Raw genomic sequence first — 26,372 nt, forward strand, 5'->3', positions numbered from 1 at the left:
CAAACTGTTACCTGGGCCCGCCCTGGCGCCGGACGACCAGCGCTTGCCCCGGACAGCCGCACCGAGCAGCATGGACGCCGATCAACTCCGCAGGTGGAAGGTGGTTGCCGGTCATGTCCGACGGCATTGTGGTGGGGCTCGACATCGGCGGCACCTCGACCCGGGCCGCGGTGGTCACGCTGGCCGGGGAACGCCTCGGCGCCGGGCTGGGCGGCGGCGGCAACCCGACCAGCCACGGCGCCGACCGGGCTGCCGAACAGCTCCGGGTGGCGCTGACCGACGCCCTCGCCGAGATCGATCCGGGACTGGTCTGGGCCGGCGCCATCGGGCTGGCCGGAGCGGGCCGGCTGCTCGCCGATCCGGCTGGCCGGTTCGCCTTCGACCGGACCTGGCAGGAGGTCGGGCTGCGCTGCCGGTACGAGATCTTCGGCGACGCCCTCATCGCGTACGCCTCGGGCACCGCCGAGCCGGACGGCACGATCCTGATCGCCGGCACCGGGGCGATCGCCGCCGAGGTACGCGACATGGCGTTGGACCGGGTAGCCGACGGCCACGGCTGGCTGCTCGGCGACGCGGGCAGCGGCTTCTGGCTCGGTCGGGAGGCCGTCCGGCGGGCGCTGGCCGACCTCGACCGGCACCGGCCGCCCGGCCCGCTCGGCACCCTCGTGCTCACCGAGCTGCTCGGCTCGGCGCAGATCGCCGCCCGCCCCCGGGACACCGTCGACACCCTGGTCCAGACGGTGACCCGGCGTCCCGCCGTCGAACTGGCCGCGCTCGCCCCGCTGGTGATCCGGGCCGATCGGGACGGCGACCCGGCCGCCGCAGCGATCCTCGCCGAAGCCGCCCGGCTGCTCGTCGCCAACGTGGCCCGGATCCGGCCCGCGGACGCACGCACCCCGATCGTGCTCGGCGGCGGGCTGCTCACCGGCGACACCCCGCTGACCGACGCGGTACGCCCGGCCCTGGCCGCGCGCTGGCCGCAGGCGCCGCTGCGCACTGCCGGGGACGGTGCGCTCGGCGCCGCCTGGCTGGCCGCCCGGAACCTGCCCGAGCTCACCGACCCGGCCGAGCTGCACCGCCGGCTGCTCGGGCCGGCCGAAGCCTGACCCGGGCACTTTCCCGGCCAGGCCGGAGTCCGTCGGCCCTACTTCAACTGGCCGGCGGTCAGCCCGGACTGGATCTGGCGCTGGAACAGCACGTAGACCGCCAGCACCGGCAGCATCCCGAGGGTGAGCCCGGCGAACAACCCGCTGAAGTCGCCCTGGTAGCCCTGGCTGACCGCCAGCGCCGCGAGCCCCTGCGCGAGCACCCATTTCGACTCGTCCCCCTGCATCAGCACCTGGGGCAGGATGAACTGGTTCCACTGGCTGAGGAAGTTGAAGATGCCGATGCTGACCAGGCCCGGCCGGGCCATCGGCAGCATCACCCGGAAGAAGAGCCGGAAGTGTCCACAGCCGTCGATCAGCGCCGCCTCGGCGACCGAGGTCGGCAGGGTCCGGAAGAACGCGGAGAGGAAGAAGACCGTGAACGGCAGCGAGTAGGCGGCGTAGACCAGGATCAGCCCGGTCCAGGTGTTGAAGAGCCCGGCGTTGCGGACCACGAAGAAGAGCGGCACCAGGGCGAGGAAGACCGGGAACATCATGCCGCCGACGAACAGGTAGTAGAAGACCTGCCGGAACCGGAACTCGTAGCGGGCGAAGACGTACGCGGCGGTGGCGCCGAAGAGCATCGTCAGGGTCAGCGAGCCGGCCACCACGATGGCGCTGTTCAGGAAGTACTGCCCGATCCGGGCCTCGGTCCAGGCCCGCGCCCAGTTCTCGAAGCGCAGCGCGCCGGGCAGCCCCCACGGGTCGCTGAGGATCTCGCCGTCGCTCTTGAACGAGCTGAGGAAGACCCAGAGCAGCGGCAGCGTGGTCAGCAGCGCCCAGAGCAGCAGGAAGCCGTGCGAGAAGACGTTCACCACGCCCAGCTCGCGGCGGGGTGCCCGGTCGCCGGCCCCGGTCCGGCCGTCGGCGCCGGCGGCGGGCGGGGCCGACTCGGTGGTGTCGACGGTCGTCACGAGTACTCGATTCGGTCCCGGCGGCTGGCGCGCAGCGCCAGTACCGCCACCGACAGGGTCAGGAAGAACATCACCACGCCGATCGCCGAGGCGTATCCGAACTTGGTCTCGCTGCCGAACGCCGTGTTGTACATCCGCAGGCCGATCACGTCCGAGGAGTGGTTGGGCCCGCCGTCGGTCATCTGCTGGATCAGGATGAAGCCGTCCAGCGCGGCGATGGCCAGGTAGATCCAGGCGACCTGCACGGTGTCCCAGAGCAGCGGGATGGTGACCTTGGTCAGCGTGGTCCACCGGGAGGCGCCGTCGAGCATCACCGCCTCGTAGATGTCCTTCGGGATGGCCTGCATGGCCGCGCCGAAGAGCACCACGTAGAAGCCGACGTTGCTCCAGACCATCACCGCCAGCACCGCCCAGAACGCGGTACGCGGGTCGCCGAGCCAGGTCGGCGCGGGCAGCCCGATCCCGCGCAGCGTGGCGTTGAGCAGCCCGTTGTTGGGGTGGTAGACCTCCTTCCAGAGCAGCGCGATGATCACCACGGAGAGCACCTGCGGGAAGAAGTAGACCAGCTTGTACGCGCCGGAGCCGCGTACCCCGACCACCCCGGCGGTGCCGCGCCGGCCGCCCATGTTGAGCATGCTGGCGAAGAAGATCCCCAGCCCGATGGTGAGCACCGGCAGCAGCACCAGCAGGATCGCGTTGTTCTTGACCGCGTTCCACAGCGCGCCGTCGCGCAGCAGGGTGGCGAAGTTCTCCAGCCCGACGTAGTCGGCGCTGGCCGAGTAGCCCAGCCAGTTGGTGGTGGAAATCTGGAACGCCTGGAGGTACGGCGAGAGCACGAAGATGCCGTACAACAGCAGCGGCGGCACCAGGAAGGTGATGATCAGCGGATACTTGCCATGTTTCACGGGACCGACATCCTGCCCACTCCACGCGGGAAGACCTTCCCCGCGACGATCGCGCCGGAGGGGCCGACCACACCGGCCGACCCCCACGACGTCACCCGACGACCTACTGGCGCTTGTACTTCTTGATGCTGCTGTCCCCGGCGATCTGGTCGGCGCCCTTCTGGCACTGGTCCAGGAACTCGGCCGGGGTGGTCCGGCCGCTGAAGAACTCGCCGCAGGCCGCGTCGACCAGCTCGCGCTCCAGCTTCCGGTAGTAGTTGTTGTAGACCCAGTTGAAGCCGTTGCTGCCGGAGGCGTCCAGCGCCTTGACCACGCTGCTCAGCCCGAACGGGAGCTGCGCACCCTGGGTGGCGCCGGCCACCACGCTCAGGCTGGAAACCTTCTTGGTGAAGTCCTGGGCGCCCTTCATCGAGAGCATGGTGCGCAGGTATTCCAGACCACCGGCCCGGTTCTTGGCCTTGGCCGGCACGATGAACGGCTCGCTGGCGGTGCCGCGCATCGCCTCGAACGGCAGCTTGTCGCCCGCGCCGAGGCTGGGCGTCGGCGCGACGGTCATGTTGAAGCCGGCCGGGGTGACCTTGGCCTGCTCGCTCTCCAGCCAGGAGCCGCAGGAGATGAAGGCGGCCTTGCCCCGGCACCACTCGGTCTGCGACTGCACGTGGTCGAGACCGGGGCTGCCGGGCATGATGAAGCCGTCCTTGACGATCTGGTACCAGGCGTCCGCCGCCATCTTCATCGGCTCGGACTTCCAGGCGTTCGGCTCCAGGTTGTCGATCGCCTTCGCCACGTCCGGGCCGCCGAACTTGATCGCCATCGAGATGACCGGCCAGCTCATGTACCGGGGGTGCTTGCCGGCGTACGTCCAGGGGGCGATGCCGGCGGCCTTGATCTGCCGGCACAGCGCGATGTGGTCGTCCCAGGTCTTGCCGTACTGCCAGCCGCGGTCGGTGAAGAGCTTGCTGGAGTACCAGATGCCGTACGCGGTGTACGCGTAGCTGAGCACCAGGAACTTGCCGTCGTACGACCCGACGTCGACCACGCCCGGCAGCAGGGTGTCCCGGACCTTCTTGCCCGGGATGTCGAGGCTGGGCGCGTCGAGCAGCTCGCTGAGGTCGGCCAGGGCGCCCTGCGAGACCAGGCCGTTGAAGTCGATCTGACCGGCGCCGGAGTTGTTCACCACGTCCGGCGGAGTGCCGTCGACGAACCGGGGCTGGAGGGTCTTGTTGATCTCCTGCGTCGCGGAGTGCTTGATCGTCGCCTTTGGATATTTCTCGGTGTACATCGCCTGGTGGGCTTTGGCATACTCTTCACCAAAACCACCATTGAAGATGACCACCTCGAGCGGCGCATCCTCCTTGACGCCGAGTGGGTTCTGCTCACTCTTCGTGCCTTCGAGCGACTCGCCGCCGCTGTTGTCGTCGCCGCCGCCGAGGGCGCAACCGGTCAGCAGGCCGGTGGCGGGGACGGCCAGCAGGCCGGCCGCGGCGGTACGACGGAGGATGTCACGCCTCTTCATAGCTTCTCCTCGGATCCGGTCCAGGTGGACGCCGCAGCCGGTTGGGGCGGCGCCCGCCAACGAGGCTCGGGGTCATCGGGTCGGTGGCACTGGCGGTGCTGGTGTTGGTGCTGGTCGGCGGCGTGCCGTCGACCGGTGGTGCGGGGTGGTGCCGCGCCGACAGGTACGAGCGTTTCGACATACTGGTGCTTGTCTTCACTTAACATAAAGTTACTGAAGGATTCTTACGGAAGAGGGTGCCGGCAGCAAGCCCCGGCGGCCGAACCGTTACGGACCGGCAATCCACCCGGGTTGGCGCATAGCGCGTCGGCGGGCCGACGGAGTAGATAGCCTGGCCACATGCGCCGGCTGCGGGAGATCGCCGGCCGCACGCCCGCCCAGCGCGAGCGCTATGTCGACCTGCTCCGCGCGGTGGCGATCACCCTGGTGGTGCTCGGGCACTGGCTGATCGCCGTCCTCGACAACGACGACGCGGGGCGGCTGCGCGGCCACAACGCCCTGGAGGACATCACCTGGGCCCGACCGGGCACCTGGCTCTTCCAGGTCATGCCGCTGTTCTTCCTGGTCGGCGGCTACGCCAACGCCGCCTCCCTGGACAGCCACCGGCAGCGGGGCGGCGACGCCGGTGGCTGGCTGACCGACCGTAGCGGGCGGCTGATCCGGCCCACCACCGTACTACTGGCGCTGCTCGCCCTCGCCGCCCTGGGCGCCCGGCTGCTCGGCGCCGGCCCGACCCAGGTCCGCGAGGTCGTCTGGTACGCCACGGTGCCGCTCTGGTTCCTCTCCGCATACCTCTGCGTGGTGCTGCTGACCCCGGTGACGTACGCCCTGCACCAGCGGTACGGCCTGGTCGTGCCGGTGGTGCTGCTCGGGCTGCTCGCCCTCGGTGACCTGGCCCGGCTGCTCGGCGAGAGCCGGCTCGGGTACGGCAACTTCCTGTTCGGCTGGCTCGCCATGCACCAGGTCGGGTTCGCCTGGCGGACCGGCAGCCTGCCGATGCGTCCCCGGGTGGGCTGGCCGCTGCTGGTGGTCGGGCTGACCGCGCTGCTGCTGCTGACCCTGGTCGGCCCGTACCCGACCAGCATGATCAACCAACCGGACCAGCGGATCCAGAACATGTCCCCGCCGAGCCTGGCCCTGCTCGCCCTGGCCACCGCGCAACTCGGACTGATCATGCTGCTCCGCGCCCCGGCCGAGCGGTGGCTGCACCGGAGGAGCCCCTGGATGCTGGTGGTCGCGGTGAACTCGGTGGTGCTGACCATCTTCCTCTGGCACCTGACCGCCGTGATCCTGCTGGCCGGCGCGCTGGACGCGCTCGGTGCGCTGCCCACCCCGCCGGTCGGCAGCACCGACTGGTGGCTCTGGCGGATCCCCTGGGAGATCATGCTGGCCGTGGTACTGGCGGTGCTGGTCGCCGTCTTCGGCCGGATCGAGCTGCGCGGCTCCCGCCGCCCGGCCACCCGGCCCCACTGGTTGCCGGCGGCACTGTGCCGTACGCTCGCCCGCCCGCTGCCTCGGCTGCTGATCGTCGTGCTCGGCTTCGCCGCGACCGTGGTCGGGCTGTTCAGCAACAGCGTCGCCCCGAAGAGCGGCGAGTACCTGCTCGGCCTGCCCGCCGGCGCCCTCGTCGCGTACCTCTCCGGAGCGGGCCTGCTCCGGCTGCTCCGCTCGGTACCCGTCCCGCCCCGGACCGACCGGCCGTCCCGCTAGCGCACCGCTAGCGCACCGCTAGCGCCCAGGCTCGGACCGACCGGCCGTCCCGCTAGCGCACCGCTAGCGCACCGCTAGCGCCCGGGCTCGGACCGACCGGCCGTCCCGCTAGCGCACCGCTAGCGCACCGCTAGCGCCCGGGCTCGGACCGACCGGCCGTCCCGCTAGCGCACCGCTAGCGCCCAGGCTCGGACCGACCGGCCGTCCCGCTAACCCGCCGGATCGGCCACCGCCCTCGCCTCGGTGTCGGCGAGCGCAACGGCCCCGGCCAGGATCGCCAGCGCCTCCCGGGCCTCGGACTCGGTCAGGGTCAGCGGCGGGCCCATCCGCAGTACGTTGCCGTAGAGGCCGCCCTTGCCGACCAGCAGGCCGCCCCGCCGGCACTCCTCGAAGACCCGGACGGTGGCCGCCGGATCGGGCTCGGTGGTGCCGGGCCGGACGAACTCGACGCCGAGCATCAGCCCCTTGCCGCGTACCTCTCCGACGACGGCGTGCCGGTCGGCCAGCTCGCGCAGCCCGGTGAGCAGTACCGCGCCGACCCGGGCGGCGTTGGCCTGGAGGTCGTGCTCCAGCAGGTAGTCCAGGACGGCGTTGCCGGCCGCCGTCGAGATCGGGTTGCCGCCGAAGGTGGAGAACGAGACCGCGTGCACCTCGTTCAGCACCTCGGCCCGGCCCACCACTCCGGCCAGGGCGAAGCCGTTGCCGATGCCCTTGGCGAAGGTGAGCAGGTCCGGCGTGACCCCGTGCGCCTGGTAGCCCCAGAAGTGCTCCCCGGTACGCCCCCAGCCGGTCTGCACCTCGTCGGAGATGAGCAGGATGCCGGACTCGTCGAGTACCTTCTTGTACGCGCCGAACAGCCCGTCCGGCGGGGCCACGAACCCGCCCACCCCCTGGATCGGCTCGGCGATCAGGCAGGCAACGTCCCCGCTGGTCTGGGTGGCCAGCACCTCGCGCAGGTCGTCGACGGCCGCCTCCACGTACTCGTCCGGGCCGAGCCGGGCCAGCAGGCCGCGCAGCCGGTCACCGGAGTGCAGCCAGCTCACCTGGAGCGGGTTGAGGCTGCTCGCCGACCAGCTCCGGTGCCCGGTGATCCCCATCGCCGCGTACGACCGGCCGTGGTAGCTGTTCCGCACCGCCAGGATCTGGTTCGACCGCCGGTGGTTGGTGGCGACCAGCAGCGCCGCCTCGTTCGCCTCGGTACCGGAGTTGGTGAAGAAGACCCGGGCGTCCGGGATGCCGGAGAGCGCGGCGATCTTCTCGGCCAGCTCGACCTGCTGGCGGATCAGGTAGAGGGTCGAGGTGTGCACCACCCCGGTGCCGAGCTGGCGCCGCACCGCCTCGTTCACCTCGGCGACGTCGTAGCCGAGCATGTTCGTCAGTACGCCGCCGAAGAAGTCCAGGTAGCTGCGCCCCTGCGAGTCGGTGACCCGGCGCCCGGAACCGGCGACGATCTCGATCGGCTCGGCGTAGTACAGCGGCATCCAGGACGGCATGACGGCCCGGTGCCGCGCCAGCAGTTCGTCGGTGGTCATGGTTCTCACACCCCTCAGCGGTGGGAACGCGGACTCCTGCACGCTCCCACCGCGCGGGGACGCCGGGCAACTGCCACCCTGTCGGGCACCGGGGCCCGGACATTGACATGCCGTCAACCCGGGCGGACTACTATTGCCTGTGCCCAACGGACAGCTCCGGCGAATGGACGCCTTCTCCTTTCCGGCCCACTCCTTCGACCCGGCCACCGGGGAGGCGGCCCTCGAATACGCGCTGACCGGCCCGGACGGCGAGCTGCGGTTCACCGAGCGGATCACCTTCCCGCAGCCTGCGACCCCGCCGTCGCCGGAGGCGCTGGCCACCTTCGGCCGGGTGCTGGAGCTGTTGCACCTGGTCGCCGGGGTGAGCTACTACAAGGCCGCCGCACCGCCCCGGCTGGTCCTGCCGGCGCCGCTGGGCGAGCAGGCCGTCGCGCTGGTCACCGCCGTCTACACCTCCGGCCTCGCCGAGTACGCCTACCGCAACGACCTGCCGCACGTGCTGGAGCTGACCCCGGAGCTGCCGCCCGGGCGGGTCGCCGAGCCGGCCGGGTGGGACAACTCGGACCGCCGGCCGCTCTCCACGGTGGGCGGCGGCAAGGACTCCATCGTCAGCCTGGAGGCGCTGCGCCGGGCCGGCTTCGACCCGGTGCCGTTCTCGGTCAACCCCAACCACATCATCGTCAGCGTCAACGAGGCCTCCGGGTTGACTCCGCTGGCCGCCCGGCGCCGGCTCGACCCGGCGCTGATCGCGCTGAACGCGGCCGGGGCGCGCAACGGGCACATCCCGGTCACCGCGATCAACTCGCTGATCGCGGTCGCCACCGCCGTCCTGCACGGGCTGGGCCCGGTGGTGATGTCGAACGAGCGCTCCGCCTCCGACCCGAACCTGGTCTGGCACGGTGTCGAGGTCAACCACCAGTGGTCCAAGGGGGTCGAGGCGGAGGGGCTGCTCCGGGCGGCGCTGGCCGGGCACGCCGGGCTGACCGAGCCGTACTTCTCGCTGCTGCGGCAGCTCTCCGAGCTGCACATCGCCCGGCTCTTCGCCCAGTTCAGCCGGTACGACGACGTGGTGACGAGCTGTAACGCCGCGTTCAAGCTGAGCGACCCCAGCGACCGGTGGTGCGGAAACTGCCCGAAGTGCCGGTTCATCTTCCTGGCGCTGGCCCCGTTCATGCCCCGGGCCCGGCTGGTGCAGATCTTCGGCGCCGACCTGCTGGCCGACCCGGCCCAGTCCGCCGGCTACCTCGAACTGCTCGGCATCGAGGCGCACAAGCCGTTCGAGTGCGTCGGCGAGGTCGAGGAGTCGGTGGTGGCGCTCGGCCTGGTCGCCGAGCACCCGGACTGGCGGGACGCCGCCGTGCTCCGCACCCTGCTCGACGCCATCCCGGCCGAAGCCTGGACCGCCGCCAACGCCACCGACGTGTTCACCCCGGCCGGCCCGCACTTCGTCCCGCCGACGTACGCCAAGGCGCTGACCGCGATCTCCTGAGCCGGGGCGGCGGCGTGGCCGGTCAGCCGTCCCGGACGGCGTCCAGGGCGAGCAGGGCGACGTGCAGCGACAGGCAGTCGTCCACCGAGTCCAGGTCGACCCGGAGGATCCGGGAGATCCGGGCCAGCCGCTCGTAGAAGGCCGGCCGGGACAGGTGCGCCGCCGCGGCGGCGGCCGACTTGTTCCGGCCGCTCTCCAGATAACCGCGCAGCGTGCCGAGCAACTGCTCACGGGGATGTTCGGCGTCGTGGGTCAGCAACGGCCCGAGTTCGCGTTCGACGAAGGTCTGCAACCTCGGCTCGTCCCGGAGCAGGTGCAGCAGCCCGGCCAGCCCGACCTGGGGCAACCGGTACACCGGCAGGTCCCGTCGACCCCGGCGGGCGGCGTCGGCGACCTGGCGGGCCTCGATCAGCGAGCGCCGGGCCTCCCGTACGCTGCCCACACCCGAGCCGGCCGCCACGATCACCGCGCCCGGTGCGCCGGACGGCCGGCCGGCGGTCGGGCCGGGGTCCAGGCGTACCCGGTCCAGGGCCGCCGCGAAGGCGGCCAGCGCGCGCTCCTCGTCCCCGGCGTCCCGCAGCGCCAGCACGGCACCGACCGCCTGGTCGTCCAGGGTGCTGGCCAGCCCGCTCAGCTCGGCGTCCCGGAGCGCCTGGCTGACCGCCTCGGCCAGGTCCCGCAGCCGGGCCTGCCCGGCCGGGCCACCCGCCGCCGCGCCCGCGCCCGCCTCGTCGGCGCGGTACCGGACCACGACCCCGACCAGGTGTCGCCGGTCCAGGGGTACGCCGAGGGCGCGGGACCGCAGCGCCACCTCGTCGACCGGTCGGGTGTGGTCGAGCAGCGCGGTGAGCAGGGTGCGGTGGATCTGCCGCTCCAGCCCCTCGGCGTCCCGCCGGATCAGCCGGCCCAGCGCCAAGGTGGAGGCGGCCCGCTCGATCAGGATCGTCAACCGGGTCGACGGGCCGCCGGACGCGCCGGCCGGCAGCTCACCGGTCGGCCAGCGCAGCAGCAGCCGCCCCCAGTCCTGCCCCCGGGCGCCGACGGTGGTGTAGAGCCAGCCGGCGTCCGGGTCGTAGCCGGTCCGGCCGGTCGGGCGGATCCGCCGGGAGTGCTGCTCCCAGCCCCGCAGCAGCAGCTCGGCGCTCTCCCCCGCCGGGTCGTACGCCAGCACCTGCCGGGAGAGGTTCTCCAGGATCACCGGGCAGCCGGCCAGTACGGCGGCCTGCCGGACCACCTCGGCCGGCTCGGCGCCCTCGACGGAGAGTTCGGTGAACCGCTGGTGGATCTCCTCCGTCGCCCGCAGCTCGGCGAGCTGGGCGTCGACGATCAACCCGTGCACCGCCTCGGTGATCCGGACGAACGGCGTCACCCGGCACAGTTCGACCAGCGGCAGGTTGCGGCGCTCGGCCGCGTTGACCATCGCCCGGGGTACCGCCGCCGGATAGCGCCGGCCCAGCTCGACCAGGAGCCCGGAAACCCCGACGTCGGCCAGCTCGCCGATGAAGGCGCGCAGTCCGGCGTCGTCGCCGGGCAGGCCGATCCCGGTGGTGAGCACCAGTTCGCCCCCGCTGAGCAGGGCGGCGATGTCCGGCACCTCGGCGGCGTGCACCCACCGTACGAGCCGGTCCAGCCCGGCCGCGCCGGCGACCACCCGGGGGCCGCCGTGCCGGACCGGGTCGAGGGCCAGCACCTCACGCACGGTAGGAAACACGGGCTCGACGGTACCGCCCGAGGCGTGCCGGCCCGACCCGCGCCGTCCCGGGCCGGCTGGCCGGTTACAGCGGGTCGTCGCGGCCCAGTTCCCAGAAGGCGACGGCGGCGGCCGCCGCGACGTTGAGCGAGTCGACGCCGCGACGCATCGGGATGACCACCCGGGCATCGCTGGCGGCCTGGGCGGCCGGGGTGAGACCGGCGCCCTCGGCCCCGAGCAGCAGCGCGGCCCGGTGCCGCTGTGCCGGGGTGAGCCGCTGGATCGGCACCGCGTCCGGGGCCGGCGTCATGGCGAGTACGGCGTAGCCAGCCGCCCGCACCTCGGCCAGCCCGGCCGGCCAGCGGTCGAACTTCGCGTACGGCACCGCGAAGACCTCGCCCATGCTGACCCGGACACTGCGCCGGTAGAGCGGGTCGGCACAGGTGGGTGAGAGCAGCACGGCGTCCACCCCGAGCGCGGCGGCGCCCCGGAAGACCGCGCCAAGATTCGTGTGGTTGTTGACGTCCTCCAGTACCACCACCCGGCGGGCGTCCCGGAGCACCTGCGCCACGGTGGGCAACTCGCGGCGGTGGAACGACCCGAGTACGCCCCGGTGCACGTGGAAGCCGGTGGCCCGCTCCAGCACGGCCGGGCTGGCGGCGTAGACCGGTGCGTCGCCGGTCACCAGGTCACCGAGCTGGTCGACCCGTTTCGCGTCGACCAGGAAGGAGCGGGGCCGGTAGCCGGCCCGGACCGCCCGGCGCAGCACGAGTTCGCCCTCGGCGATGAAGAGGCCGTTCGGCGGTTCCCACCGGGTACGCAGCTCGACGTCGGTGAGCGCCCGGTAGTCGGCGATCCGGGGGTCCTCCGGATCGGTGATCACTTCGGCGGGCACGGTGGTCGGTGCGTCGGACACGGCGCCGATTCTTCCCCCGTCCCCGCGCCACGGCTCGGGCGGCCCCGATAGGTAGGAGATTTCCTACCCTTGACTGGTAGGACTTCGCCTACCTATTGTCGTCGGCATGGCTATCACGCAGATCCAGTTGCTCTCCCTGCCGGTGACCGACCAGAACCGGGCCCGGGACTTCTACGTCGACACCCTCGGCTTCGAGCTCCTCGGCGACAACCGGATGGGGCCGGAGCAGCGCTGGGTGCAGGTGGGCCCGAAGGGCGCCGCGACCTCGATCACCCTGGTCACCTGGTTCGACACCATGCCGCCCGGCTCGGTCAAGGGACTGGTGTTGGAGACTGACGACCTCGACGGCGACGTGGCCGAGCTGACCCGCCGGGGGGTAGCGATCTCCGGCGGCATCCAGGACGCGCCCTGGGGCCGGTTCGTCAGCTTCGACGACCCGGACGGCAACGGCATCGTGCTCCAGGCGACCGCCGGCCGTGGCTGAGGTCGACGTCTTCACCGCGGTCGCCAACCCGACCCGGCGGCAACTGCTCGGCCTGCTGCTGGACCGGGGCGAGCGGCCGGTGCAGGAGTTGGCCGACCACTTCGACATGCGCCGGCCGAGCCTGTCGGAGCACCTGCGGGTACTCAAGGACGCCGGACTGGTGGTCGAGCACCGGGCCGGCCGGCAGCGGCTCTACTCGCTCCGCCCGGAGCCGCTGCGGGACGTGGCCGAGTGGCTGACCCCCTACGAGCGGTTCTGGCGGGAGAAGCTCGCCGGGCTCCGCGACCTGCTCGACGCGATGGGCGTCGAGGAGGGCACCGACGGCCCGCAGCAGACCGCGGCCGTGACATCCGAGCAGGGCCGGGCTTCCGGCGAGCAGGAGGGGAAACGACGATGACCCAGCGCGGTGTGATCCGGGCCGACCAGTATCTCGCGCATCCACCCGGACGGGTCTGGCAGGCGCTCACCGAGCCCGACCTGCTGGCCCGGTGGTTCATGCCGAACGACTTCAAACCGGTGCCGGGACACCGGTTCACCTTCCAGACCATGGCCCGGCCGGACCACGACTTCGACGGCGTGGTGCACTGCGAGGTCCTGGAGGTCGAGCCGGAACACCGGCTCCGGCTCTCCTGGAGCGGCGGGCACCTGGAGACCACCGTCACCTGGACGCTGGCCGCCGAGGGGCGGGGCACCCGGCTCTTCGTCGAACACGCCGGGTTCGACCCCGACGACCCGGTCCAGCAGCACGCCTTCACCATCATGTCCGGCGGCTGGCGCGGCATGGTCTTCCGCCGCATCGCGGAACTGCTGACCGAACTGGACAGCGCGGCGGAGCGCGAGCCGGGCCGGTAGCGCCGCTCCGGGACGGGCGGACAGTCCGGCAGGGACGGGGACGGGCGGACAGTCCGGCAGGGACGGGGACAGGGCTTGTCCGCCGGGTCCGGGCCGGACTGGCGGGTCCGGACCGGACGGTGGTGGTGGTCGGGTTGTCCCGGCCGGGCAGGACGGCCGGGGTTGTCCCGGCCGGTCAGGACGGGGCGGGGCCGGTCGTGGCGGGGCCGAGCCCGCCACCTGCCGGCGCGACACCGAGGCCGCCGCCGGAGACCCGCGCCGCCACCGCACCGGCCGTACCGGGACGGGTCAACGCGGCCCGGCCGACCGCCGGCACCAGCCGCCGGGCCCGCCAGGCGATCCCGATGCCGGCGGCGAGCACGAACATCGCACCGAGGGCGTGCAGTGCCGAGGCCAGCATCCCGCCGACGCCGAGCAGCGGAGCCGCGATCATCAGCAGTACGCCGTCGGACTGGCTGAACACTCCGGACCGGTGCAGCGCCAGACCGGTCAGCCACCAGCCGAGGGAGTAGAGCACTCCGCCGCTGACGGCGATGACCTGGCCCGCCCTGCCGAACGCCGCCGTGGAATCCGGCAGCCCGCCGAACGGGAGTACCAGCATCGTTCCGGCGACCGCGACCAGCAGGCCGGCCGTACCGGCGCGCCGGGTGCGGGTGGTGACCAGCAGGCTGGCCAGCGCCATCAGCGCGAGCAGACCGAGCCAGAGCGCACCGATCCAGCCGAGGAGGTGGGCCGGACGCTGCTGGGTGAGGAACGGCGCGTTCCCGGCGCCGACCAGCGTCACCGAACCGTACACAATGGCATAACCGGGCAGTGACCAGACGGCGAGCCGGGCCAGCCGGCGCAGCGACCAGGCCCAACTCGCGTCGCTGGCCGGTTCGCTGGTGCCGCGCTCCACCACGAACGGCAGAAAGCCGAAGCCGCCGTACGGCCAGCGCCCGGACACCGGATCCACCGCGCCGATGGCGCCCGATCCGGCGCCGGCTGTCCGCTTCGGCACACTCGATGGCGGTGCGAGCGCCGGATCACGCTTGGGGTTCGAGGGGTGGTTTTCCGGTTTCGAGGGGTGGATCACGCGCCGTCACCTCGCTCAACGTGCTGCGCGGGCGGGCGCGGGCGCGATCCGCTTCGACGCCCCGCTCCTTCACACCACCCGTCGCTAGACCGATCGTGTCAGGTGTCGGGGCGCCGCGCGGACGCTTTGGTGGAATAAGCCGGGCGGACCGGACGGCGGCCGGTCAGCCGCGCTCGGGCCGCTTATCCACAGTGGAGTCGTCGAGCAGGCTGGCCGGCGGGACCGGTTCCGGTGCCGGCAATTCCTGCGTACCGGTGGGCCGGGAGGTCACCTGCGCCTCGGCGGCGCGTACCTCGGCGTTGACCTCCTGGGCCGCCTCGGCCGCCGCCCGGGCCGCCTCCGCCGCCTCGCGCTCGACCGCACCGGCGTCGACCCGCGCCCGGGGCTCGTCGCCGACCATCTGGCTGAGTCCGCCCAACGCGCCGCCCAGCCCTTCGAGCGCCTTGTTCAACTCGGCGGGCACGATCCAGACCTTGTTGGCGGTTCCGTTGGCGATCTGCGGCAGCGCCTGGAGGTACTGGTACGCCAGCACCTTCTGACTCGGGTTGGCCTGGTGGATCGCGTCGAAGACGGTACGGATCGCCTTGGCCTGGCCCTCCGCCTGGAGGATCCGGGCCTGCCGGTCACCGTCGGCGCGGAGTACCGCGGCCTGCTTCTCGCCCTCGGCAGTGAGGATCTGCGACTGCTTGTGCCCCTCGGCGTTCAGGATCGCGGCCCGGCGGTCCCGCTCGGCGCGCATCTGCTTCTCCATCGAGTCGCGGATGCTCGGCGGCGGCTCGATGGCCTTGATCTCCACCCGGGTCACCTTGATGCCCCACCGTCCGGTCGTCTCGTCGAGTACGCCGGAGAGGTGCCGGTTGATCTCCTCGCGGCTGGTCAGCGCCCGCTCCAGGTCGAGCGAACCGATCACGTTACGCAGGGTCGTGACGGTCAACTGCTCGATGGCCTGGAGGAAGTTCGAGATCTCGTAGGTCGCCTTCACCGAGTCGGCGACCTTGAAGTAGAGCACCGTGTCGATCGAGACGCCCAGGTTGTCCGAGGTGATCACGGGCTGGGGCGGGAAGCTGACCACCTGCTCCCGCATGTCGACCTTGGTGCGTACCGCGTCGATGAACGGCACCAGCAGGTTGAGGCCGGGGTGGAGCGTGCGCTTGTACTTCCCGAGCCGCTCGACCACGTCCTGACGTTGCTGGGGGACGATCCGCACCGCCCGGATCAGTGTGACCACCGCGATCAGGGCCACGGCGGCCAACAATATGCCCATCACAGTTTCCACACCGCTCACCTCTTTGTATCGGGCTGCTCAATCAGTAGCGTCGAAATCCTCGTGCCACACCAGCGCGGTCACGCCCTTGACCTCGATCACCCGCACCCGGTCGCCGGGGGCGAACACCTGGGTCGCGTCGTAGGAACGGGCGGTCCAGATCTCACCATCGATCTTCACCACCCCGCTGTTGGCGTCCACCCGTTCGAGCACCAGCGCGGTGCTCCCGGCAATGGCCTGCACGCCGAACGGCTGCTCGTCGCCGGTCAGCGCGGACTGGCGGTGCCGTCGGATGACCGGGCGGGCAACGACCAGGGTCAGCGCCGAGACGGCCGCGAAGACCACCGCCTGGAGCGCCAGCGGGGCGCCGAGGGCGGCCGCGCCGGCCGCGGCGAACGCCCCGACCCCGAACATGACCAGGAAGAGGGTCGTCGTGAAGATCTCCGCGACGACCAGCACGACGCCCAATACGATCCACAGGAGCGGCTCCACACGTCGATCCTGGCACGCCCACGCACCTACCGGCGACCCGCGATCGACAGACATAAGATCTCGCATGCCGAGATCCGGCCAATCGGGATTCCCGGCGCCCCGGTCCAGCCCGGTTCCGCCCCGCACGGTCCGGTTCGGATAATTCAGTCCGGTTCCCGTACCCGAGTCCCAGGAGGCAGCCCGTGGCCCCCCTGCCGCCGGAGTCCGGCCTACTGCCGGAGACCACCCGCCGGATCGACGCGCTCGTCGCCCAGGCCCAGGCCACCGGCCGGGCGCCCTCGCTGATCCTCGGGGTGCTCCGGGCCCCGGCCGCCGCCGGACCCGGTCCGGGCGGCGGGCTCGTGCACGTCGCCACGGCCGGCGAGACCCCGCCGCCGGACCCGGACATCCAGTACCGGATCGGCTCGATCACCAAGACGATGACCGCGGTACTGCTGCTGCGCCAGCGCGACGAGGGGCTGCTCGACCTGGACGATCCGCTGGACCGGCACCTGCCCGGCAACCCGGTCGGCGCCGTCCGGCTGCGTCAACTCCTCGGCCACGTCGCCGGCCTGCAACGCGAACCGGACGGCGAGTGGTGGGAACGCTCCGCCGGTGCCGGCCTGGACGCCCTGCTGGCCGGTCTGACCAGCGACAAGCTGGCCTTCCCGGCACACCGCACCTTCCACTACTCCAACCTGGCGTACGGGCTGCTCGGAGCGGTGCTGGAGCGGGTCACCGGGGAGTCGTGGTGGAAGCTCGTCCGGTCCCGGCTGCTCGATCCACTGGGGATGGTCCGCACCTCGTACCAGCCGGCCGAACCGTACGCCCGCGGCTACGTCGTACATCCCTGGCACGGCACACTGCGCGAGGAGCCGCGTACCGACACCGGGGCGATGGCACCGGCCGGACAGCTCTGGGCCAGCCTGGCCGACCTGGCCCGATGGGCCGGCTTCCTCGCCGATCCGGATCCGGAGATCCTCGCCCCGGACACCCTGGCCGAGATGTGCGTTCCGGTGGCAATGGCCGACCTGGACTCCTGGACCGCCGGCTACGGGCTCGGCGTGGAACTGCACCGGGTCGGCGAACGGGTGTACACCGGGCACGGCGGCTCGATGCCCGGCTACGTGGCCACGCTCTCGGTGCACCGGCCGTCCGGCACCGGCGTGGTGGGCTTCGCCAACGCGTACGGGCTACGCGCCGGATCAGTGCCGGTGCTCGGCCGGCAGGTGCTCAGTACCGTGCTCGACGCCGAACCCCCGCCGGTCCCGCCCTGGCGTCCGGCGACGGCACCGCCGGCCCCGGAGATCGCCGAGTTGACCGGCCGCTGGTGGTGGATGGGCCGGGAGTTCGAGGTCGCCTGGGAGCCGACCGTCGAGGAACTGGTCTTCACCCAACTGCCGGTCGGTGCCGCACCGCGCTGGCGGTTCGGCCGGGACGCCACCGGCCGCTGGCGGGGCCGCTCCGGCATGAACAACGGTGAGGTCCTCGCCGTCCGGCGCGACCCGACCGGTGCGGCCACGGCCCTGGACATCGCCACCTTCGTCTTCACCCGCGACCCCGACCGCCTCGGCTGATTCCGGCACGGGAGGTTTCGCCGGTGACGGGCGGCAGCTCAGGGCGCGGTCGGGGCCGTGACGAAGTCGATGAGGCGTTCCATCGCGTTGATCAGGGGTGTCTCCACGTCGTGGAAGTTGTCCACCCGGGCGAGGATGCGCCGCCACATCTCGGCCGGCTCGGCAACCCCGAGGGCGGCACAGACACCCTCCTTCCACGGCCGTCCCGGCGGCACCACCGGCCACGCCCGGATGCCGAGCGCCGACGGCTTCACGGCCTGCCACACGTCGACGTACGGGTGGCCGGTGACCAGCACGTCCGGCGAGGTGACCGCCGCGACGATCCGGCTCTCCTTCGACCCGGGCACCAGGTGGTCGACGAGTACCCCCAGCCGCCGTTCCGGGCCCGGGCCGAACTCGCGGACCCGAGACGCGAGCGCGTCGATGCCGTCCAACGGCTCCACCACCACGCCCTCGATCCGCAGGTCGTCGCCCCAGATCCGCTCCACCAGCGCCGCGTCGTGCACGCCCTCCACCCAGATCCGGCTGGCCTTGGCCACCTGGGCGGGTACCCCGGCCACCGCCACCGATCCGGAGGCGGTCCGTCGGCGCGGCGCCGGTGCCGCCGACGGCGCCGGCCGGCGCAACGTCACCGGCTCCCCGTCGAGCAGGAACGCCGCCGGCAGCAGCGGGAAGTTCCGCCGCCGGCCGTGCCGGTCCTCCAGCACCACCGCACCGGACTCGAAACCCACCACCGCGCCGCAAAACCCCGAGTCGGCGTCCTCGACCACCAGGTCGGCCTCGGCCGGCACCTCCGGTATCACCTTGCGCCGCCGCCAGTCCCCGGCGAGCACGTCGTCGCCGTACATCCTCCCCATGGGAGGCGACGCTAGCCGCTCGCGGCCGGCCGGTCGGCGTTGACGCGCCGCCGAGCCCGCACCCGAGACAGCCGACACAGGAAGCACGTACCCTAGCCGCATGTCCCCCGCAACGGGCGCGGCGACTCTCGTGGCGCGCCGGTCCAGCCGCTTTGTGGCCTGGGTACGCGCATGGCGTGCCGGGCTCGTGCCGTACGACGAGATCGCCGACGAGATCGCCGCCGGCGAGGAGCACCTCGTCGCCGACGCCCCCGGCGCCTGGACCGACATACCGCTGCGCGACGCGCTCTCCGCCTTCTCCAAACTCTCGCCCGACGAAATCCGGCTGGTGCTGCCCGCTCCCGGCGATCCGCGCGGGCTCCCCGGTCCCGGCCCGTTCGCCTCGGCGGCCCTGCTGGCCGGCGAGGCGGTGGTCGCCCGCGGCCTGGGCGTGATTCCCGAGGTACGCACGCACACCAGCGGGTCCGGCGTGACGTTCGAGACGGTGCTCTGGCGGGTCTATCCGCTGCCGGAGACCGCTCCGGCCGCCTCGCTGGGCAATCCCGGTGCGGCCGAGGCCGAGGCCGAACTGGCGGTGACCCTGGCCGAGGCGACCGCGGCGCTGGCCCGGCTCGACGTCGCGCAGTGGCGTCCGGAACTGGCCGGTGCGCTCGCCGCACTGCGCCGCCCGGACAACGGGATGGACCTGCCGCCCGGCTTCGACCCGCGCTCCCGCCGGCTGTTCGCCCGGGCCAGCGTGCTGGACCAGGTGCTCGCGCTGGCCGAGCACGCCGCACCCGGTGGTTCGGTCAACGGTTACGAGGCACAACAGCGCGACGCCGCGCTGCGCCCGCTCACCGCCGCCTGCCGCCGGGCGGTCGTGGCGGCCTGCAACGCCCCGCTCTCGGTCTGAGGTCGCCGTCCGTTCCGCCGAGCCGTCGCCCAAGCTGCGGTGATCGGCCCGCCGGCCCGCACCGGCGAGGAGACCGGCTTCTCCGAACGATCCCGACCCCTCCAACCCGCACTTACGTCCGCCGTAAGTGCCAGTGGCGCGTTGATCGGGTTGAAACCGGTTCAATGCGCCGACATCCGCGTAATTGCCGAGTACGGACCTGTTTCGTGGTAGGCCGACCGGCTCGTGGATGGCGGGACGACGGGGAAAGATCCCGGATACAAAGGTGCGGTAGGGTCCTCGTTCCATGGGCGGCACCCCGAATACGATCGATCTCGCACAGACCTCCTCCGCGAATCCTCCCGGATCCCGGCGACAGTGGTTCAACCGTCGCTCCGTCGTCGAACTGAGCTGGGTGTTGTTGGTCCTGGTCATTGCCAGCGCCCTCTGCATGGCCCGCTACGAGGACCCCCGCCGGATCGCCTCCTCCGGCGACAGTTACTGGTACATGCGGCAGGCGCAGATCTTCGCCGGCGCCGATCCGGCGACCGCGTCGGCCCAGGCATCCTTTCAGGTGTGCCGCGACATCAACCGTTCGGCCAAAGAGCGGAGAATGCCCCGCGCCTGTCGCAACGGATATCCCCAGGCAGGCATTTCTCCCAGGTACATCGCGATTTTCGACAGCCGGCCCGGATATCCGCTGTTCGCGGTACCGTTCGTGAAGATCCTCGGCCTCTGGCAGGGCATGGCCGCGGCGACGCTGATCATCGCGGTCGGCGTCGGCCTGCTCACCTATCTGGCCGTCTGGCTCGCCTTCGGAATACGCCTGGTCTCCGTCATCGCGGCGGCCCTGGTCTATGCACTGCCGACCGGCTTCTGGATAACCCGGATGCTGGCCGACGGTGCGATGATGGTCGGCTGCCTCGCCGTGCTGATCGGCGCGATGCTGCTCTGGCGGAACCGGTTCAGCGGGATACCGATCGCGCTCGCGGGCTTCGCCTGGACTTTCTCCACCAAGTCGGCGAACGGCGTCGCCATGGCCCTGGTACTGCTGGCCGCGAGCCTCGGCGCGCTGCTGACCCGGTTCCCGAACCGGCGCGGCGCGCTGCTCACCGGTGGGCTCGGCCTGGCCACCCTGGTCGGCTGGTTCGCGCTCAGCGCGGCCCTCAAGCTGCCGTCGTTGAGCGAGGCCATCCAGGACTACGCGACCACCCACTACATCCGGCCGGACACTCCCGAGCCGTACACCTGGCTCTGGGAGAGAAACCTCCTATGGTGGCCGGGCGCTCTCGAACACATGATCGTCTCCCCGCTTCCCCTGATCGCGGTGATAATCGCAGCGCTGATCTTCGTCATCCGCACCAGACACCTCACCTTCCTGTGGCTGGGTACCGGGCTGAGCGGGCTGGCGATGCTCGTCGCGAAGCCGGTCGACTCGGAGGTGGAACGGCTGATGATCCCGGTCTGGATCCTGGTCTCCGCCGCCCTCGGGTACGCCATCGTGGCGGCGCTTCCGGCCGGCTGGTCCGGCCGGCCCGGCACGGAGGGAGCCGCCCGGCCCGTGGACCGGCCGCCGTCACCGACGCCGGTCCGGCCGGACCAGCCCGGTCGACCAGCGCCCGGAGCCGGCACGGAGGCGGCCGGTCCGGCCGACGAAACGCGCACCGGTCCGGCCGACGAGGCGCGCAGCGGTCCGGCCAGCCGGGAGCGCACAGATCCGGCCGACGACGGTCTGAATCCGGCCGGGCCCGCAATGGCCTGAGCCGGTCCACGACCGTCTGGACAGAGCCGGCCACACGGGACGGAGAAGCCGGCACCGACCCCGCGCTCGCGCACCGCGAAGGTGGCGTGCTGCGGTCGGTGCCGGGCTCAGATCTCGTCGATCAGGTCGGCGACCGAGGAAACGATCCGGGACGGCAGGTACGGATAGCGTTCCGCCTCGGCCCGGGTGCTGATCCCGGTCAGCACCAGTACGGTCTGCAACCCGGCCTCCAGCCCGCAGAGGATGTCGGTGTCCATCCGGTCGCCGATCATCGCGGTCGTCTCGGAGTGCGCGTCGATGGTGTTCAGCGCCGACCGCATCATCATCGGGTTCGGCTTGCCGACGAAGTACGGCTCCACCCCGGTCGCCTTCGAGATCATCGCCGCCACCGAACCGGCGGCCGGCAGGGCACCCTCGGCGGACGGGCCGGTCGGATCCGGGTTGGTGCAGATGAACCGGGCCCCGCCGTCGATCAGCCGGACCGCCTTGGTGATCGCCTCGAAGCTGTACGTCCGGGTCTCGCCCAGCACCACGTAGTCGGGTGCGAAGTCGGTCAGCACGTACCCCACGGCGTGCATCGCGGTGGTCAGCCCGGCCTCCCCGATCACGTACGCCGTGCCGCCGGGGCGCTGGTCGGCCAGGAACTGCGCGGTGGCCAGCGCGGCGGTCCAGATCGCATGCTCGGGAACGTCGAAGCCCATCCGGTTCAGCCGGGCCTGGAGATCCCGGGCGGTGTAGATCGAGTTGTTGGTGAGGATCAGGAACGGCTTGCCCGAGGCGCGCAGTGCCCGGACGAACTCGGGCGCGCCGGGCACCGGCTGCCCCTCGTGCACCAGCACCCCGTCCATGTCGGTGAGCCAGCTCTCCACCGGCTTCCTGTCGCTCATGCCGGCACTCCGCTGCGCTCCGTGCCGCCATGAGGCACACCCACACCGAGCTGGCCGATTCCCTCGCTACGCTCGCTCATGCCGACACTCCGCTGCGCTCCGTGCCGCCATGAGGCACACCCACACCGAGCTGGCCGATTCCCTCGCTACGCTCGCTCATGCCGACACTCCGCTGCGGTGGGCGTGCGGGCTGCTCTCGTTCATGGCTCTCCTAGCGGATGGGGTCAGGGGCGCCGGACCGGCTGGCAGCAACCGGCCGGACAGGTGTCCCAGGCGGGCAGCGTACCCAGCCGGCGTCGCGCCGCCGTGTCGGCCGGGTTAAGCCGCTCAGTCACCAGCTCCCGGACCATCGCCACGAACCTCGGGTCGGTGCCCGGGGTACCGGCCCGGACGAAGTCGAGGCCGAGCTGCTTGGCGGTCGCCGCCGCCTCGGTGTCCAGGTCCCAGACCACCTCCAGGTGGTCGGAGACGAAGCCGATCGGGCTGACCACCACCGAGGTGACGCCGTCGGCCGCGAGCGCCCGCAGGTGGTCGTTGACGTCCGGCTCCAGCCACGGCACCTGGGGCGGACCGGAGCGGCTCTGCCAGACCAGGTCGTACGGCAGGCCGGGGGCGGCCCGCTCGGCCACCAGCGCGGCGGTCTCGCGGAGCTGGGCCTCGTACCGGCCGCCCTGCGGTCCGGCGGAGGCGGCCATCGAGACCGGGATCGAGTGGGCGGTGAAGACCAGCCGGGTGCTGTCCCGCCGGGCCGGGTCGAGGGTGGCCAGCGCGTTGGCCACCGCGTCGGCGTGCGGCTCGACGAACCCGGGATGGTCCCAGTACTGCCGCAGCTTCTCGATCCGGGGCGCGTCCGGGCCCACCGCCGCCCGGGCGGTCGCGATGTCCTCCAGGTATTGCCGGCAGGAGGAGTAGCCGCCGTAGGCGCTGGTCACGAAGCCGAGAGCCGAGGTGACGCCGTCGTCGCGGAGCTGGGCCACGGTGTCGGCGAGCATCGGATGCCAGTTGCGGTTGCCCCAGTACACCGGGAGGTCGAGCCCGTGCGCGGCGAAGTCGGCGCGGATCGCGGCGAGCAGGTCCCGGCACTGCTGGTTGATCGGCGACACGCCACCGAAGTGCTGGTAGTGCTCGGCGACCTCGGCCAGCCGGTCCGGTGGCACGTTCCGCCCCCGGGTGACGTTGGCCAGGAACGGCAGGACGTCCTCCGGCCGTTCCGGGCCACCGAACGAGATCAACACAACGGCGTCGTACGACATGCCACCATTGTTCCCGCCCCGGCCGAGCCGGCCGGCAGGGCCCCGCCCGCCGGCAGCGCCGGACGGACGGGGCCTTCCTCACATCGCGGCGCCGAGCGCGTGGTAGCCGCCGTCGACGTGCACGATCTCACCGGTGGTGGCCGGGAACCAGTCGGAGAGCAGGGCCAGGCAGGCCCGCGCGGCCGGCTCCTGGTCGGTCAGTGCCCAGCCCAGCGGGGCCCGCTCGGCCCAGGCCTCCTCGAACTGCTGGAAGCCGGGGATCGACTTCGCCGCCATGGTGCGCAGCGGCCCGGCCGAGACCAGGTTGCTGCGGATCCCCTTCGGGCCCAGGTGCAGCGCCAGGTAGCGGGAGGCGGACTCCAGCCCGGCCTTGGCCACCCCCATCCAGTCGTACACCGGCCAGGCCTTGGTGGCGTCGAAGGTGAGCCCGACCACCGCGCCACCGGCGCTCATCAGCGGCAGCGCGGCCACCGCGAGCGCCTTGTAGGAGTACGTCGAGACGTGCACCGCGGTCGCCACGTCCTCCCACGGCGCGTCGAGGAAGCCGCCGCCGAGACAGCTCTGCGGCGCGAAGCCGATCGAGTGCACCACCCCGTCCAGCCCGTCGACGTGCTCGCGGACCCGGTCCGCCAGGCTGGCCAACTGCTCGGCGTCGGTGACGTCCAGCTCGATCACCGGGGCCGGCTCGGGCAGCCGCTTGGCGATCCGCTCGACCAGCGACATCCGGCCGAAGCCGGTGAGTACCACCGTCGCACCGTTCTCCTGGGCGAGCTTCGCGACCGAGAACGCGATCGACTGGTCGGTGATGACACCGGTGACGAGCAGCCGCTTGCCGGCCAGCAGTCCAGACACGTGAAGATCCTCCATACCCTCGTGGTCCCCCGCGTCCCGTGGCCGGTCCGGGTCCGTCCCGGCCGATCACGGCGCCTGGGCGATTGTGCCAGTCGGTGCCCCGGGCCCGGGCCGGTCAGTGCCCCATGCCGAGGCCGCCGTCCACCGGAATGACCGCCCCGGAGACGTAGCCGGCGGCGTCGGAGGCCAGCCAGGCCACCACCCCGGCCACCTCGTCCGGGCTGGCCATCCGGCCCGCCGGGATGGACTTGCGGATCTCCGCCTTGCGCTCCTCGGTGAGTACCGCCGTCATGTCGGTGTCGATGAACCCGGGCGCGACCACGTTGGCGGTGATGTTGCGGCTGCCCAGCTCGCGGGTGATCGACCGGGCCACCCCGACCAGGCCGGCCTTGCTCGCCGCGTAGTTCACCTGGCCGGCGCCACCGGAGAGGCCGACCACCGAGGAGACGAAGACCATCCGGCCCCACCGGGCCCGGAGCATCTTGCCGGAGGCCCGCTTGGCGCATCGGAACGCGCCGGTCAGGTTGGCGTCGACCACCCGGGTGAACTGCTCCTCGGACATCCGCAGCAGCAGCGTGTCGTCGGTGATCCCGGCGTTGCACACCAGCACCTCGACCGGGCCCAACTCCGCCTCGACAGCCGAGAACGCCTCGTCGACCTGGGCACTGTCGGTGATGTCACACCGGACGCCGAACAGGTCGGCGGGCGGGTTGCTGCCCCGGTGGGTGACCGCCACCCGGTCGCCCTGCTTGGCGAAGGCCTGCGCGATGGCCAGGCCGATGCCCCGGTTGCCTCCGGTCACCAGCACGGTTCGGGCCACGGATGTCCTCCTCACGGACGGTACGGACGTGCGGGTTGGAGACTAGGCGCTACCGGCAGGTAATCCGTAACCCGGGTGGCGTGCTACCCGGGTACTACCGGCGGAATCGTGCCACGGGGTGACGACGGTCGGGCTCCGGCACCCGTACCCTGCCCCTGATGGAGAACGGCACCGCTGCGGTCCTGCGCGTCGGCCGGGACGACCTGCGCCGGCTGCTGGTCGGGGCGGACTTTCCGCTGTCCCCGCCGCTCGGCCCGCCCGGCAGGTGGCGGCGAGTGTGGCGGAGCGCCCGGCCGTTCCTGGCGCCGGTGCTGGTCTTCGCCCTGGTCGGCATCACCATCGCCGGCATCCAGTACCTCACCGACACCCGGGACCTGCCCGGATGGCTGGCGATCGGGCTCGGCGTCGGCGGGACCCTGCCGGCGGTGCTGGCCCCGCTCCGCCCGCTGCTCGCCTGGCGGTTCGGCTACCCCCTGCTCTACCTCGGTGTGATCGGCGCGCTGCCGGACGAGGACTGGCCGTGGAGCCCGGTGCAGATCATCGCCTTCTTCTTCGTCCTGCTGGTGCTGGCCGCCCGGACCAGCCTGGGGATCGCCGCCTGGGCGGGGCTGCTCAGCGTGCTGCCGGTGTACCTGTTCGTGCCGGCCCAGGCGAACGCGCACGGGGTCGCCCTCCTCTTCCTGGCGATCCTGATCGTCGGCGACCAGGTGCGGCGGCGCCGGCAGAGCCAGCGAGCCCTGGCCGAGCAGGCCGAGCGCAGCGAGCTGGAGCAGGCTCGCCGGGCGGTGCTGGAGGAACGGACCCGGATCGCCCGGGAGATGCACGACGTGGTCGCGCACCACATGTCGATGATCGCGGTGCAGGCGGAGACCGCACCGTACCGGCTGACGGAGCTGCCCGAGCCGGCCCGGGCCGAGTTCACCGCGATCGCCGGGTCGGCCCGGGAGGCGCTGGTCGACATGCGCCGGCTGCTCGGCGTACTCCGCAGCGAGTCGGCGGCACCGGAGACCGCGCCGCAGCCGGGGCTGGCCGACGTACCGGAGCTGGTCGAGGCGGCCCGCCGGGCCGGGATGGCGGTGACGGTCGCCACCGGTCCGGAGCCGGCGCAGGGCCGGCCGGTGCCGGAGGCGGTCGGGCTGGCCGCGTACCGGATCATCCAGGAGGCGCTGGCCAACGCGGCCCGGCACGCTCCCGGGACCGCCGTGCGGGTGTCGGTGGACGCGGACGACCGGGCGCTGACCGTCGGCGTCTGGAACGACCCGGCCGGTCCCGGCGCCGGCCGCCCGGGAGACGCCGCCGGCCCCGCCGGGCACGGACTGACCGGGATGCGGGAGCGGGTCCGGCTGCTCGGCGGCCGGCTGCGGGCCGGCCCGACCGACGACCAGGGGTACGTGGTCACCGCGCACCTGCCCTACGACCCGGAGCCGACCGAACGGTGAACCTTCGCCAACCTGAATCGCGCGACGTACCCGCCCCGACCTCCACCTGCGGCCGGGACGGACCGCAGGGGGCGGTTGACAGCGGTCCGGT

The 26,372-nt window shown here is 72.3% G+C and carries 24 protein-coding genes; 10 read left to right on the plus strand and 14 right to left on the minus strand.

Going from position 1 to position 26,372, the window contains the following annotated elements; genetic code table 11:
• Positions 1 to 113: 113 nt before the first annotated feature.
• On the plus strand, positions 114 to 1,106 hold the full coding sequence (locus tag ACSMXO_RS31000; protein WP_346258905.1) for an N-acetylglucosamine kinase: 993 nt from the start codon (positions 114 to 116) through the stop codon (positions 1,104 to 1,106).
• 38 nt (positions 1,107 to 1,144) lie between these two features.
• Here the strand turns inward: ACSMXO_RS31000 and ACSMXO_RS31005 are convergent, their stop codons facing one another.
• The 3 genes from ACSMXO_RS31005 to ngcE form a co-directional block, all read right to left on the minus strand.
• Positions 1,145 to 2,059, minus strand: coding sequence for a carbohydrate ABC transporter permease (locus ACSMXO_RS31005; RefSeq protein WP_455414878.1), 915 nt, complete (start codon positions 2,057 to 2,059; stop codon positions 1,145 to 1,147).
• Complete coding sequence (locus ACSMXO_RS31010; protein ID WP_346258906.1) at positions 2,056 to 2,964, minus strand: carbohydrate ABC transporter permease; 909 nt, start codon at positions 2,962 to 2,964, stop codon at positions 2,056 to 2,058. Before ACSMXO_RS31010 ends, ACSMXO_RS31005 begins: the two co-directional genes overlap by 4 nt.
• 103 nt (positions 2,965 to 3,067) lie before the next feature.
• Entirely contained in the window at positions 3,068 to 4,480 is a 1,413-nt protein-coding gene (ngcE, locus tag ACSMXO_RS31015) for an N-acetylglucosamine/diacetylchitobiose ABC transporter substrate-binding protein (protein ID WP_455414879.1), read from the minus strand.
• 339 nt (positions 4,481 to 4,819) lie between these two features.
• Here ngcE and ACSMXO_RS31020 point away from each other — a divergent pair, with 339 nt between their 5' ends.
• A complete protein-coding gene (locus ACSMXO_RS31020; protein ID WP_455414880.1) occupies positions 4,820 to 6,190 on the plus strand; it encodes an acyltransferase family protein in 1,371 nt (456 codons plus the stop codon).
• Between the two features lie 209 nt (positions 6,191 to 6,399).
• Here the strand turns inward: ACSMXO_RS31020 and ACSMXO_RS31025 are convergent, their stop codons facing one another.
• The gene (locus ACSMXO_RS31025) at positions 6,400 to 7,722 is read right to left on the minus strand and encodes an aspartate aminotransferase family protein (RefSeq protein WP_455414881.1); all 1,323 of its coding nucleotides are present in this window, start codon (positions 7,720 to 7,722) and stop codon (positions 6,400 to 6,402) included.
• Between the two features lie 139 nt (positions 7,723 to 7,861).
• Between ACSMXO_RS31025 and ACSMXO_RS31030 the strand changes: the two genes are divergently transcribed.
• On the plus strand, positions 7,862 to 9,211 hold the full coding sequence (locus ACSMXO_RS31030) for a hypothetical protein (RefSeq protein ID WP_346259010.1): 1,350 nt from the start codon (positions 7,862 to 7,864) through the stop codon (positions 9,209 to 9,211).
• Positions 9,212 to 9,233: 22 nt separating this feature from the next.
• On the opposite strand, the gene ACSMXO_RS31035 is transcribed toward ACSMXO_RS31030, so the two are convergent.
• Positions 9,234 to 10,922: a PucR family transcriptional regulator gene (locus ACSMXO_RS31035; RefSeq protein ID WP_455414882.1), complete on the minus strand. Its 1,689-nt coding sequence runs from the start codon at positions 10,920 to 10,922 to the stop codon at positions 9,234 to 9,236.
• A gap of 64 nt (positions 10,923 to 10,986) precedes the next feature.
• Positions 10,987 to 11,826 carry a TrmH family RNA methyltransferase gene (locus ACSMXO_RS31040; protein ID WP_455419350.1) on the minus strand — a complete coding sequence of 280 codons (840 nt, stop codon included), beginning with the start codon at positions 11,824 to 11,826 and terminating at the stop codon, positions 10,987 to 10,989.
• Between the two features lie 97 nt (positions 11,827 to 11,923).
• Here ACSMXO_RS31040 and ACSMXO_RS31045 point away from each other — a divergent pair, with 97 nt between their 5' ends.
• The 3 genes from ACSMXO_RS31045 to ACSMXO_RS31055 are packed head-to-tail and all read left to right on the plus strand — an operon-like array spanning position 11,924 to position 13,153.
• On the plus strand, positions 11,924 to 12,301 hold the full coding sequence (locus tag ACSMXO_RS31045) for a glyoxalase superfamily protein (protein ID WP_455414883.1): 378 nt from the start codon (positions 11,924 to 11,926) through the stop codon (positions 12,299 to 12,301).
• Positions 12,294 to 12,698, plus strand: a complete 405-nt coding sequence (locus tag ACSMXO_RS31050) for a metalloregulator ArsR/SmtB family transcription factor (protein WP_432880337.1) — start codon at positions 12,294 to 12,296, stop codon at positions 12,696 to 12,698. The genes ACSMXO_RS31045 and ACSMXO_RS31050 overlap by 8 nt, the downstream gene beginning before the upstream one ends.
• Positions 12,695 to 13,153, plus strand: coding sequence for an SRPBCC family protein (locus ACSMXO_RS31055; RefSeq protein ID WP_346258913.1), 459 nt, complete (start codon positions 12,695 to 12,697; stop codon positions 13,151 to 13,153). The genes ACSMXO_RS31050 and ACSMXO_RS31055 overlap by 4 nt, the downstream gene beginning before the upstream one ends.
• 175 nt (positions 13,154 to 13,328) lie before the next feature.
• Here ACSMXO_RS31055 and ACSMXO_RS31060 read toward each other — a convergent pair whose 3' ends face one another.
• The 3 genes from ACSMXO_RS31060 to ACSMXO_RS31070 all read right to left on the minus strand — a co-directional run bounded on the left by ACSMXO_RS31060 (position 13,329) and on the right by ACSMXO_RS31070 (position 15,984).
• A complete protein-coding gene (locus ACSMXO_RS31060) occupies positions 13,329 to 14,099 on the minus strand; it encodes a hypothetical protein (RefSeq protein ID WP_455414884.1) in 771 nt (256 codons plus the stop codon).
• Positions 14,100 to 14,391: 292 nt separating this feature from the next.
• A complete protein-coding gene (locus ACSMXO_RS31065; RefSeq protein WP_455419351.1) occupies positions 14,392 to 15,492 on the minus strand; it encodes an SPFH domain-containing protein in 1,101 nt (366 codons plus the stop codon).
• 39 nt (positions 15,493 to 15,531) lie between these two features.
• Positions 15,532 to 15,984, minus strand: coding sequence for an NfeD family protein (locus ACSMXO_RS31070; protein ID WP_346258916.1), 453 nt, complete (start codon positions 15,982 to 15,984; stop codon positions 15,532 to 15,534).
• A gap of 191 nt (positions 15,985 to 16,175) precedes the next feature.
• Between ACSMXO_RS31070 and ACSMXO_RS31075 the strand changes: the two genes are divergently transcribed.
• Positions 16,176 to 17,540, plus strand: a complete 1,365-nt coding sequence (locus ACSMXO_RS31075; RefSeq protein WP_455419352.1) for a serine hydrolase domain-containing protein — start codon at positions 16,176 to 16,178, stop codon at positions 17,538 to 17,540.
• A gap of 38 nt (positions 17,541 to 17,578) precedes the next feature.
• Here ACSMXO_RS31075 and ACSMXO_RS31080 read toward each other — a convergent pair whose 3' ends face one another.
• Positions 17,579 to 18,397, minus strand: a complete 819-nt coding sequence (locus tag ACSMXO_RS31080) for a DUF3097 domain-containing protein (RefSeq protein WP_455414885.1) — start codon at positions 18,395 to 18,397, stop codon at positions 17,579 to 17,581.
• Positions 18,398 to 18,497: 100 nt separating this feature from the next.
• Here ACSMXO_RS31080 and ACSMXO_RS31085 point away from each other — a divergent pair, with 100 nt between their 5' ends.
• Together ACSMXO_RS31085 and ACSMXO_RS31090 are read left to right on the plus strand one after the other, a co-directional pair.
• Positions 18,498 to 19,289 carry a hypothetical protein gene (locus tag ACSMXO_RS31085; protein WP_346258919.1) on the plus strand — a complete coding sequence of 264 codons (792 nt, stop codon included), beginning with the start codon at positions 18,498 to 18,500 and terminating at the stop codon, positions 19,287 to 19,289.
• A gap of 394 nt (positions 19,290 to 19,683) precedes the next feature.
• A complete protein-coding gene (locus ACSMXO_RS31090; protein WP_455414886.1) occupies positions 19,684 to 21,030 on the plus strand; it encodes a hypothetical protein in 1,347 nt (448 codons plus the stop codon).
• 107 nt (positions 21,031 to 21,137) lie between these two features.
• Here the strand turns inward: ACSMXO_RS31090 and ACSMXO_RS31095 are convergent, their stop codons facing one another.
• The 4 genes from ACSMXO_RS31095 to fabG all read right to left on the minus strand — a co-directional run bounded on the left by ACSMXO_RS31095 (position 21,138) and on the right by fabG (position 24,842).
• A complete protein-coding gene (locus ACSMXO_RS31095; protein WP_346258921.1) occupies positions 21,138 to 21,917 on the minus strand; it encodes an HAD-IIA family hydrolase in 780 nt (259 codons plus the stop codon).
• A gap of 224 nt (positions 21,918 to 22,141) precedes the next feature.
• Positions 22,142 to 23,170, minus strand: a complete 1,029-nt coding sequence (locus ACSMXO_RS31100; RefSeq protein ID WP_455414887.1) for a ferrochelatase — start codon at positions 23,168 to 23,170, stop codon at positions 22,142 to 22,144.
• 78 nt (positions 23,171 to 23,248) lie between these two features.
• A complete protein-coding gene (gene fabI / locus ACSMXO_RS31105) occupies positions 23,249 to 24,022 on the minus strand; it encodes an enoyl-ACP reductase FabI (protein WP_318399352.1) in 774 nt (257 codons plus the stop codon).
• Between the two features lie 115 nt (positions 24,023 to 24,137).
• Positions 24,138 to 24,842 (minus strand): 3-oxoacyl-ACP reductase FabG, encoded by a 705-nt coding sequence (gene fabG, locus ACSMXO_RS31110; RefSeq protein WP_346258923.1) that lies wholly within the window; start codon positions 24,840 to 24,842, stop codon positions 24,138 to 24,140.
• A 158-nt stretch (positions 24,843 to 25,000) separates the two neighbouring features.
• On the opposite strand from fabG, the gene ACSMXO_RS31115 reads away from it, so the two are divergent.
• Positions 25,001 to 26,281 carry a sensor histidine kinase gene (locus tag ACSMXO_RS31115; RefSeq protein WP_455414888.1) on the plus strand — a complete coding sequence of 427 codons (1,281 nt, stop codon included), beginning with the start codon at positions 25,001 to 25,003 and terminating at the stop codon, positions 26,279 to 26,281.
• Positions 26,282 to 26,372: the final 91 nt, after the last annotated feature.

The sequence above is a fragment of the Plantactinospora sp. DSM 117369 genome (genome assembly GCF_053764795.1).

Excerpts from the sequence above, each read along its gene's own strand:
- ACSMXO_RS31085 (WP_346258919.1), top strand. The coding sequence starts at position 18,498 with ATGTCCCCCGCAACGGGCGCGGCGACTCTCGTGGCGCGCCGGTCCAGC.
- ACSMXO_RS31080 (WP_455414885.1), bottom strand. The coding sequence starts at position 18,397 with ATGGGGAGGATGTACGGCGACGACGTGCTCGCCGGGGACTGGCGGCGG.
- ACSMXO_RS31095 (WP_346258921.1), bottom strand. The coding sequence starts at position 21,917 with ATGAGCGACAGGAAGCCGGTGGAGAGCTGGCTCACCGACATGGACGGG.
- ACSMXO_RS31025 (WP_455414881.1), bottom strand. The coding sequence starts at position 7,722 with ATGACCACCGACGAACTGCTGGCGCGGCACCGGGCCGTCATGCCGTCC.
- ACSMXO_RS31000 (WP_346258905.1), top strand. The coding sequence starts at position 114 with ATGTCCGACGGCATTGTGGTGGGGCTCGACATCGGCGGCACCTCGACC.
- ACSMXO_RS31020 (WP_455414880.1), top strand. The coding sequence starts at position 4,820 with ATGCGCCGGCTGCGGGAGATCGCCGGCCGCACGCCCGCCCAGCGCGAG.
- ACSMXO_RS31055 (WP_346258913.1), top strand. The coding sequence starts at position 12,695 with ATGACCCAGCGCGGTGTGATCCGGGCCGACCAGTATCTCGCGCATCCA.
- ACSMXO_RS31045 (WP_455414883.1), top strand. The coding sequence starts at position 11,924 with ATGGCTATCACGCAGATCCAGTTGCTCTCCCTGCCGGTGACCGACCAG.
- ngcE (WP_455414879.1), bottom strand. The coding sequence starts at position 4,480 with ATGAAGAGGCGTGACATCCTCCGTCGTACCGCCGCGGCCGGCCTGCTG.
- ACSMXO_RS31100 (WP_455414887.1), bottom strand. The coding sequence starts at position 23,170 with ATGTCGTACGACGCCGTTGTGTTGATCTCGTTCGGTGGCCCGGAACGG.
- ACSMXO_RS31065 (WP_455419351.1), bottom strand. The coding sequence starts at position 15,492 with ATGGGCATATTGTTGGCCGCCGTGGCCCTGATCGCGGTGGTCACACTG.
- ACSMXO_RS31115 (WP_455414888.1), top strand. The coding sequence starts at position 25,001 with ATGGAGAACGGCACCGCTGCGGTCCTGCGCGTCGGCCGGGACGACCTG.